General features: G+C 36.7%; 6 protein-coding genes. 1 reads left to right on the forward strand and 5 read right to left on the reverse strand.

Annotated elements, in window-relative coordinates; translation table 11 throughout:
- Positions 1–220: 220 nt before the first annotated feature.
- The 3 genes from gyrB to HRT72_10880 form a co-directional block, all read right to left on the reverse strand.
- A complete protein-coding gene (gene gyrB, locus HRT72_10870) occupies positions 221–2,179 on the reverse strand; it encodes a DNA topoisomerase (ATP-hydrolyzing) subunit B (protein NQY68206.1) in 1,959 nt (652 codons plus the stop codon).
- Between the two features lie 136 nt (positions 2,180–2,315).
- Positions 2,316–3,986, reverse strand: a complete 1,671-nt coding sequence (locus HRT72_10875) for a TonB-dependent receptor (GenBank protein NQY68207.1) — start codon at positions 3,984–3,986, stop codon at positions 2,316–2,318.
- A complete protein-coding gene (locus HRT72_10880; protein NQY68208.1) occupies positions 3,976–7,368 on the reverse strand; it encodes a tetratricopeptide repeat protein in 3,393 nt (1,130 codons plus the stop codon). The genes HRT72_10875 and HRT72_10880 overlap by 11 nt, the downstream gene beginning before the upstream one ends.
- 156 nt (positions 7,369–7,524) lie before the next feature.
- On the opposite strand from HRT72_10880, the gene HRT72_10885 reads away from it, so the two are divergent.
- Positions 7,525–8,292 carry an ATP-binding cassette domain-containing protein gene (locus HRT72_10885; protein NQY68209.1) on the forward strand — a complete coding sequence of 256 codons (768 nt, stop codon included), beginning with the start codon at positions 7,525–7,527 and terminating at the stop codon, positions 8,290–8,292.
- Here HRT72_10885 and HRT72_10890 read toward each other — a convergent pair.
- Positions 8,249–9,364: a hypothetical protein gene (locus HRT72_10890; GenBank protein NQY68210.1), complete on the reverse strand. Its 1,116-nt coding sequence runs from the start codon at positions 9,362–9,364 to the stop codon at positions 8,249–8,251. The two genes, HRT72_10885 and HRT72_10890, sit on opposite strands and share 44 nt — an antisense overlap.
- Positions 9,357–10,481 (reverse strand): glycosyltransferase, encoded by a 1,125-nt coding sequence (locus HRT72_10895; protein NQY68211.1) that lies wholly within the window; start codon positions 10,479–10,481, stop codon positions 9,357–9,359. Before HRT72_10895 ends, HRT72_10890 begins: the two co-directional genes overlap by 8 nt.
- Positions 10,482–10,494 lie beyond the last annotated feature (13 nt).

Here is a 10,494-nt window from a genome sequence, read left to right on the forward strand (position 1 = left end):
GGCCTTTTTTGTTTTTGGGAATTAATTTTGACTCACCCTCGGTCCCTCTCTTGAAGAAAAAGAGGGAAGCAAAATAGTAGTATAGTTAAAATGTAACGTAAAGAGGTCCCTCTTTCCAAATGCAGCGTAGCAAATTAGAGAGAGGGATTTAGGGTGAGTCAAAACAAAAAAGGCTAGAGAATAAATCCTCTAGCCTTTTATAAATTTAATTCTAAAGACGTTAAGCGTCGATCTTAGCGTATTTAGCGTTTTGTTCGATAAATTCCCTTCGAGGTGGAACTTCGTCTCCCATAAGCATAGAAAAGATTCTATCTGCTTCTGCTCCACTATCAATAGTTACTTGTCTCAATGTTCTAGCTTCTGGATCCATAGTAGTGTACCAAAGCTGCTCTGCTGTCATCTCTCCAAGACCCTTATATCTTTGGATGTGCACACCACCACCTTCTTTAGTCGATCCTTTAGAAAGTTTCATCACCATCTCATCACGTTGCTCATCGTTCCAACAATACTGATGCTCCTTTCCTTTCTTCACAGAATATAACGGTGGAGTAGCAATATATACGTATCCATTTTCAACCAAATCTCTCATGTAACGGAAAAAGAAAGTTAAAATCAGCGTTGAAATGTGGCTACCATCTACATCGGCATCACACATGATGATAATTTTGTGGTATCTTAATTTCGTTAAGTTCAGTGCCTTGCTATCTTCTTCTGTTCCGATAGAAACACCAAGAGCGGTAAAAATGTTCTTAATCTCTTCACTTTCATAAATCTTATGTGGCATCGCTTTCTCCACATTCAAAATCTTACCTCTTAAAGGAAGAATTGCTTGATTCTTTCTGTCTCTACCTTGTTTCGCTGTACCACCCGCAGAATCTCCCTCTACCAAATATAATTCACAAAGCGATGGATCCTTTTCCGAGCAATCCGATAACTTCCCAGGTAATCCAGATCCAGAAAGAACACTCTTACGCTGAACCATTTCACGCGCTTTCTTTGCTGCGTTTCTTGCTGTTGCAGCAATTATTATCTTTTGAACGATGATTTTTGCCTCGTTCGGATGCTCCTCTAAATAGTTTGTAAGCATTTCACTTACGGCCTGATCTACAGCTCCAGAAACTTCTGAGTTACCAAGTTTAGTTTTTGTTTGCCCCTCAAACTGAGGCTCCATTACTTTAACTGAAATAATAGCTGTTAGTCCTTCTCTAAAGTCATCGCCAGCAATATCAAATTTCAACTTATTTAACATTCCCGATTTATCGGCATAAGCTTTTAAAGTACGTGTTAACGCTCTTCTAAATCCTGCAAGGTGAGTACCACCTTCATGGGTGTTGATGTTATTTACATACGAGTGAAGGTTCTCACTGTATGAGCTATTATATTGCATTGCTACTTCAACCGGAATATCATTCTTCTCTCCCGACATGCTTATTACTTCAGGAACTAATACATCTCTAGTTGCGTCTAAGAATTGAACGAATTCAGGCAATCCCAATTCGGAAAGGAAAGTATCCGTAATGAAGTTTCCTTCCTCATCTTTTCTTCTTAAATCTGTTATTACTAGCGTGATGCCTTTATTCAAATATGATAACTCTCTTAATCGAGCAACTAACGTATCGTATTTGTATAGTACTTCGTCAAATATCGAATCATCCGGCAAGAAGGTAACATGTGTTCCTGTAATATCTGTAGTACCAATTTCTTTTACATCCTCCTGAGGCTTACCAATCTTATAGTTTTGTTCGAATATTTTACCCTTTCGGTGTACGGTAACATTCAAATCAACAGAAAGGGCATTCACACAAGAAACACCCACACCGTGTAATCCACCAGAAACTTTGTAAGAATCCTTATCGAATTTACCACCTGCGTGAAGAACCGTCATAACAACCTCTAGAGCCGAACGACCTTCTTTCGCATGCATATCGGTAGGAATACCTCTACCGTTATCTTTTACAGTAATAGAATTGTTCTCATTGATGAAAACTTGGATATTATTACAGTGACCTGCTAATGCCTCGTCAATAGAGTTATCAACTACTTCGTAAACTAAATGGTGCAGTCCTTTTACCCCAACATCGCCAATGTACATGGCTGGTCTTTTTCTTACTGCTTCTAGGCCTTCAAGAACCTGGATACTATCGGCCGAATAATCTGGCATATCAGTTGAATCACTCATTTTTATTGATCGGAATTATTGTTTTTTTCTACTTATTACAAATATAGAAAACAGGCCTTTTTTAAGGCCATAAATGAGGTCTAAACGCTACATACTTATTAACAAGTTAGCCCCGAATGTGAACTACGATTTATTATCAGAAAGCGTAAGAAAATCCGCCGTAAACATTGAATTTATAACGAGGGTAATTATACCATCGTTGATAGCTTTTAGAAGCCAAATTATTCAGGTGAATAAATGCGGATAACCGATTTGAATAATTGTATTCAACTCCTAAATTAACGTCTAAGAATGTACCTAAATCAACAGATTCCTCTTGATCAAGCTCATACGTTCTACCCATCAAACCATTTAACATGTATAATTCAGAAGTTACCTTAAGCTTCTCTTTTAGTTTATACTCCGCTAACAACGAAACATCCCAGGTTGGCTTATGCCATGCAGTCGAGATATTCTTCATCGTATAGCTATTGTAAATGGTTTTCTGAGACAATCTTAGCTTATCCGTAATCTCATACCCTAGCTCAAGTTTTACACTCGTTCTGGTAATACTATCGTAAACGAGGTTGAAGCAATCAAAAGATCTAGAAGTTGTATCGTTAACAAACATTGCCATTCCATCAATCTTTGCAAAAGAAGCCTGCAAATCATAAGAAAGGTTTGAGCTAACGGTTCCTTTAACACCTAGCTCCCCATGCATCGAGGCTGTATTTTGCAAACGGAGATTTGGAGAAGAGAAACGATTCTCTAACACGGAACCCCTAAATCCTTGTCTTGTAACATTACCTCCTAAATTGAAATAAGGAATAACGATGTTATCAAAGACGTCGTAACTAAATTTAATAATTGGATAAAACTTCATATTGGCGGACTCATCAGCCACCTGAGCTATAAAGATATCGAACCCATACTCGAACCGAAGACGATCTTTATCCGTCACTGCAGTAGCCTTTATATCGAACAATGTATTAACCGACGAATCTACAAACGAAGAGAGCCCATAGGTTTTAGAAGTTATTACCGCCCTTGCAATAGTAGAATTAGATATTGGAGAAACTACAAAACCCGTTATATCGAATATATTTTCGGATGTAGATCTAATATCATCCGACAGTCTGCTTTTATAATTCAGGTAATCGAAATTAATTCCAAAATGCAGTCCAGTAGAATCTTGGTGGAAAGTTTTAAACCCTGCATTAGCTCCGATTTCGTCATAACGTTGATTTAGGTCAACCGTGTTCTCTATATCAAGGCTAGGAGAACGGTAATACTGATAGCCGTCTAAACCATAGTTCAATCCAAGATCTAAGGTATGTTGCTTGTTTATAAATTTCTTTCCAAAAACATCAATACGCGAATTATTAAACTGCCGTGTTTCACTGTCTCTACTCGACAAATGATCGAGGTTTGTACCGAATGAATAATTCTTATCTCTAACAGTAGTGTAGTTAGCTTGTCCTAAAAAAGTAGAATAATTACCTCCAGCTATTTTTGCATACCCATTATATATTTGTGCAATCGGTTCGCCCTTAATCCTTGCCGCATTTATTGGCATCACCTTCAAATTAATCGGTTTCTTTTGATTAAGAAGACTGTATTCCATGTCTGGTTTTATATAAACCGAATCTGTTATAGAAGGATAATCATTGATTTTTTTCGCATCTGTAATGGTAGGTTTATAAGCCTCCACAACGTATACAACACCCTTATGCAATCCACTCGTCGCCTCATCTCCTTGAGCAAATAAACTAATCGAACTCAATAAGGTTAAGCCCACCAAAAGTATATGTGTAAATCTATTCTCCATCTACGCTTTCAGTTTTGATCTGTTCTTCAACCTTCTCCTCTACTTTCTTTTCAATTACTATTGGAGCTACTACCTTTTCAACAGGAACTATTACCTTCTCTTCAATCACAGCTTTAGGAGTAACTTCTTCTTTTACTTCCTCAACCTTCTCTTCTACTTTCTTCTCGATAACAACTGGAGCAACTGCCTTTCCAACTGGAACTATTACCTCTTCCTTTATTACTGCTTTGGGAGATTCTTTCTTCTTTGGAATTTCAATCTCCTCTTCTTCTTCATCATCAAAAAGATCACTTCCCTCAAACTCCACATCATCAATTATTTCTACTACTGGCTTCTCTCTTTCTTTCGCTTCTCTCTCAACAATAGCAATTAGTTTGTTTTGAGCCTCTACTAATAAAAGAGAATCTGCGGTGTTCTCAATTACACTTTCCAAAAGGTATTTTCCATTCATCGCATCATCTTTCACCATATATATGTCAGACAATAACACCAACCCCTTCGATACCCAATAGCCATAAGAAGGCACTTGATTTATTAACTGCGTGATTGAAGAATCTGCTAGGTCGTAATCTTTTTGCAAAAACTGGATATAGGCCACATTGAATTGCGCCTCGGCGCCCATGGCAGTTTTATAATGATCGGTAGTGAATTTAAACTCCTTCATTGCTAAGCTGAAATCGTCTGTCGCCAAGGCCGATTTAGCAATAGTAATATGACATTCTTCGATTAATTCTTGAGTGATCTTATCTGTACCAAGAAGCAAATTCCCTAGGGCTATTGCAACATCATATTTCTCTAATTTAAAGCCAGCTCTCATTTGGCCTATTTTAGCAGCCAACACGTTTTCATTGTATTCTGCTTTGTGTTCTAGTTCTATATATTGATCGTTCGCTTCATTATAGAAAGCCAAATCGAAATTAATATCAGCACTTCTTCTTAACGCCTTCTCATAGAAATCACTATGCACTTGATTCAATACATATGCATAACTACTTAATGATTGCTCAGCCTTGTTCAATTTCACTAAGCATTCTGCTCTATAAAAATTCGCATGAAGCATGAATATTCCATTTGGGAATCCTGCTATATAGTTATCAAAATCTTGAACCGTTTTATCACAGTCTCCGTAGATATATCTATTTTCTGCCGAATGGTATGTAGCTGAATCTAACCTAGATTTAGAAATATCCGCAGAAACACTTGTTAAGTAAGCCGTCCATCCTTCTATATCACTGTTGCCGACGAATATCTTTTCGATTGCTCCGAAAGCGATATTAGCTTCCGGGAACCCCTTGTAATCAATTACAACACGTTTATACAAAGCAAGAGCCTCTGCATCTTTATTATTGTTATAGTCTATAACTGCCATTTTCAATAGCGATTTTTTCACGTAGCTACTGTTAGGGTATTCATTTACAATTTTTGAGAAATACACTCTTGCCTCTTGCGGCTTATCTGTCAACAAAAGACTGCTTGCCAATTGAAACTCAGCATCATCAATCAATTTAGACTTTTCGTATTTGCCTATCAATAATTTTAAAGCTGCGATCTTCTCATCAAATTTCCGTAAAACGCCAAGCCCCATAGACTTCTGAAAGATTGCATATGCTTGATCACCTACTCCGTTAGACAAGGCTAAGTCATAATATTCAACAGCGTTATTATTATCCTTAGATATAAAGTAACTGTCGGCAATTCTCAAATAAGCGTCTGCCAAAATAGTCTGCTCAGTGGAATCTACTTTCTTAACAAATTGTCTAAGTCTTAAGATTGCCGAAGCATAATCTTTCTTTTGAAAAAACGCATACCCTTGGTTGTAATGTGCTTTTACAAATTCAACTGAGCTAGCAGCTCCTGGGACTTGGTAGTACGCCTCGTAAGCAGAAATGCTTTCTTCGTATCTACCCAATTTATAGAATGATTCGGCCTTCCAATAGTGAGCCCGTACGTTAATCGACTTATCTAAAGGAAATCCTAATGCTTTATTAAAATGAACAAGAGCATCTTTAATTTTTACATCATTAAAAAGCTCAACACCCCTATTAAAAGCAAGCATCTGGTAAGCCGTTTGAAGCTGTACATCCTTGTTTTTAACTTTTTCAAGCGACTGTAAAGCAGCGCTATAATTCTTTGTCGTTAAATAAGCATTAACCAAATATTCATATGCTTTAGTTAGCTTTTTAGAATTAGGATACTGCGCTATAAAATCCTCAAAAGCGGTAATTGCTTCACGAAAAGGATTGTACTTCGACTCATACGAAAGCTTCGCAAAATTAAATAGAGCATCTTCCCTAATCTTATCATCGAAGGTCATTTTTGCAGATGCACTAAAAGCATTCTTCGCAAATTTCTTGTTATCCAACTTCAGATAACAACTAGCAGCATGGTACAATGCATATTGTGTTAAACTATCTTTTTGATAGAGTAACTTCTTGAAATTCGAAATAGCATCTTTATACTTACCTGTTTTATATTGAGAATAGCCCATTTGATAATAATCCTCTCGAGTAATCTTATTGGTAAGCTTTAAGAATTTCTCAAAATAAGGTGTTGCCTCCTTGAAATTAGATTGCTTGTAATACGAATCGGCTATTAAACGCGAGATATCCGCCGATCTTCTAGGCTTAGCAGTGTCTAACAGAGCAGGTGCGTAAGTTAATACCTCATCAAACTTTTCTTGTAAATAATAAATCTGTGTAATGTAATAAGGAACAATCTTACCGAAATTTTTATCCGCCGCCAGTTTCCTGAACTCAATTAAAGCCGTTTCGTATTTTTTATCCTCGTAAGATAAATGCCCGTAGTAATATATAGCAAGTGGTGTGTACTTAGTATCCGAATTTTTTATTTCAAAGAAGGATGCCTTCGCGTCATCGTTCTTTCTCAATTTAAGATTACTGTATCCTTTCTTGAAATGACACTCGGCAATCTGGTCGTTTGTAAGCCTGAATATATCTACCTTCTCAAACCAAGCTAAAGCTTCCTTGAATTTCCTATTCCTATATTTCAGACTACCCAATACAAAATTAACATATTGAATATCCGGATTTTCTGGATGACTATTTCTAAATTCTAATAACAGCTGCTCACCGTCTCTATTAAAAAGCTCGTATGCGCAAATCGCGAAATACAATTCTGCATCTTGTGATTGAAGCGTGTTTTGATTTCCGTAAGAAACCATTGCTTTTTCAAAATATTTTTGAGCGGCTACATACTTTTTGTGATCGAAAAGATTCTTCCCTTTAACGAAATCAACATTTTCGCTTTGAAATACAGCTGTAGCCTGACCAACAACTTGATCAATGGAAACAATCATTAACAGAAAACAGAGCGCTACCTGAGCGCCTACTACAACCCTTAACATGGGGTCAAAAATAGCCATTAAAGCCCCCGTCGATTTTAAACCTATGTCAAGTTATCAACTCATGGATGTTAAAATATAAATAGCTTTTTACTCATAATAATAAGGTCATAAACAACGTATTGCCATACTAAATACTTTTTTAGCATTACTTTTACTCCAGCATTTAAAGGCATTATGACGGAAGAAACCAATCAAGCAGAAGAGGTCCAATCGGATGGAAATTCGAACAACGACGGAGACGATCGTATCGTCTACCTTAAAGATGCAACGATTGCTCAAAACGATCATCCCGTATTATCGGATGTGAATTTCGAAATAAAAAAAGGAGAGTTTTATTACTTGATAGGAAAGACGGGTGCTGGCAAGAGTAGCCTCCTCAAAACATTGTACGGAGATCTTAAACTCACAAAAGGAGAAGGTGCAGTGACATCGTTCGACCTTAAAAAAATAAAGACAAAACAAGTTGCCTTCTTAAGAAGAAATTTAGGAATTGTATTTCAGGACTTTCAATTATTAAATGATCGATCGGTCGACGACAACATCAATTTTGTAATGGCAGCAACTGGGTGGACCGATAAAAACAAAATTAAAGAACGAAGGGAATGGGTGCTCGACAGGGTTGACCTTGGCACAAAGGGATTTAAAATGCCACATGAACTTTCTGGAGGAGAGCAACAACGCGTATCTATTGCCCGTGCTCTAATCAATAATCCAGATTTAATTTTGGCCGATGAGCCTACAGGAAATTTAGATCCTGAGACTTCGGATGACATAATGGAATTACTAATTAAGATAAGCCAGAATAACCGGGCCGTTCTTATGGCAACACACGATTATTCGTTAATTAAAAAGTTTCCTTCGAAGATTTTAAAATGCGAGAATGGAAAGGTGAGCTTGTCTAGCTTAGAAGATGAATCAATTTCTCGGCATTTACACGGTTAGAGAAACCCAAATCCAAGACTTCTTCTCGTTTAGTTACCTCCTCGCCTATTTCGAGGTCGAATAAAGATATCACCTGCTGCTTTAGTGCTATGGTGTCTTCACAAACGGTACAAAGATCTTCTAATCCAGTATTCGTAACCATCGGCGTATTAACAATACAATGCCTACCGTTATACAGTGCCATTAAAAGCTTCAATTTAATCCCTGTTACCTGAAATGTTGGCAGAACATTCATCTGAGCATCTATAATTAACTGATGAATCGCTTCTGTATCTAAGTTTACTTTGAGCGTACAATTCGAATTCTCATTCACCGCACTCTTTAATTCTTCAGAGGGCTTACTACCCGCAATTACAAGAGGTATGTCAATGTCGTTAAACACTTCATTCACCAAAAACTGCGCAGCAATATCATTTTCACCTACCGATAAGTTGCCATGATAAAATGCGAAATTTCCTTTACCTGATTTTATTCTAACCCTATCATTCGGATGAAACGCAGAGATTTTAACAACATTGGGAAATAAATCGTGTAGGTATTCATAGTCACTATTAGAAATAGCAAGGATATCAGAAGCTGATTCCAACACCGATTCAAACTTTTTCAACTTGTTTGCTTCGTTAAAGAAATAATACTTTCTAAAAACATTACGCTCATTTTCTGCTAGGTTACTATAATAATCGTGTTCGATATTGTGCATTCGAACTAGCTTTTTTCTTCCTCGTAAAATCGGATCGTCCAAATAAGCACAGCAATGCAAGCCTTCAAAAATTATGGGATAACGATCTTCCATTAAATTTTCAAGAAGTTTCTCGGATCTTCTTGTTTTCGTGATATATGGAAGGGTATTAAACAGAAAGCGCTTGGCTACTTTTCGTTCGTAATAATATACTTGCTCGCAATACTTTTCTAATTCCTCTTGCTCTTCTCTCCCATACTTAAAGCAATGCAATATCACTTTAATGCCTAATTCATGTAGACTTTTAATCTTATAGAAAACGTCTACCACTCCGCCATAATTAGCAGGATATGGCACATCGAAAGAGATTATATGTATTTTATTTTCAAGCAATTTGATCAAATATTTCTAGCACAATCTTCTTTTCATTCTCCCAAGTTAATTCGACCGAAGCCTTTTGTAAATTACTTTTCCATATCTCATATAAAGCCTCATCGCTTAGCATTGCATTAATCTTTGCTGCCAGTTCTTTCGGGTCATGGCTAGTACAAATTTCTCCTATCTCATATTTATTTACGATACTAGCTACTTCAACTAAGTTCGAGGCTAAAACAGGAATGCCCGCTTGGATGTAATCGAATAATTTATTTGGTAAACTTAACTGATAATTAACATTCGTGGGCTTATCTAATGTTAATCCTAGATTAGAATTTGCCGTATAATTCACCAGCTCGCTTAAAGAAACTTTATCGACAAATATTACTTTCTCATCTAAAGCGAATTGAGACTTCAACTCATGTAATTTACCGATCACATCTCCAGATCCAACGATCAACAAAACAGCATCATCTACATATCGCATTGCCTCAACAGCTTCTTCTCCTCCTCTATCTATATTAATACCGGCACCTTGTAGAATAATTATTTTCTTATCGATAGGAAGACTCAATTCCTCTCTTAACTTTATCGTGTCATTTGCAGATTTCACAGGAACATTCCGCACAACTTTAATATCAACGCCGTACTCATCTTTGTACAATTTCGCAATCGACTTATTGACTGTATAGAAGTACTTCAACTTGGGTAATATGTTTTTCTCAATCGATTTCCATATTGATCTTTTAAAAGGCTGATTAATTAATTCGGGGACACCCGTAAAATACTCATGGCTATCGTAAACGATGGGGATTGATTTTAATTTGGAGACTAAATAGTTAGGCAAAAGTGTATCCAAATCATTCGACAAAAGCACATCCGATTTATTGAACAAAAGGAAAAAGAAAAGGCGAAGAGTGTATTCTAAATAGAATATGGGACCAGAATTAAACCGAAGATTAAAACGATGTGTATCGTATTTACGATCCAATATTAACAAGCTCGAACTCAACTTACGGCCTACTAAAAGAATGGAATGATTGTTTTCTCGAAGTGTTTCACAAACCCTATGTACACGTTGATCTGTGCTTAGATCATTGGTAACAGATACTATAATTCTCGCCACTACTTCAATTTTTATTAAACCC

The organism is Flavobacteriales bacterium, from assembly GCA_013214975.1.
Classification (GTDB): Bacteria; Bacteroidota; Bacteroidia; order DT-38; family DT-38; genus DT-38.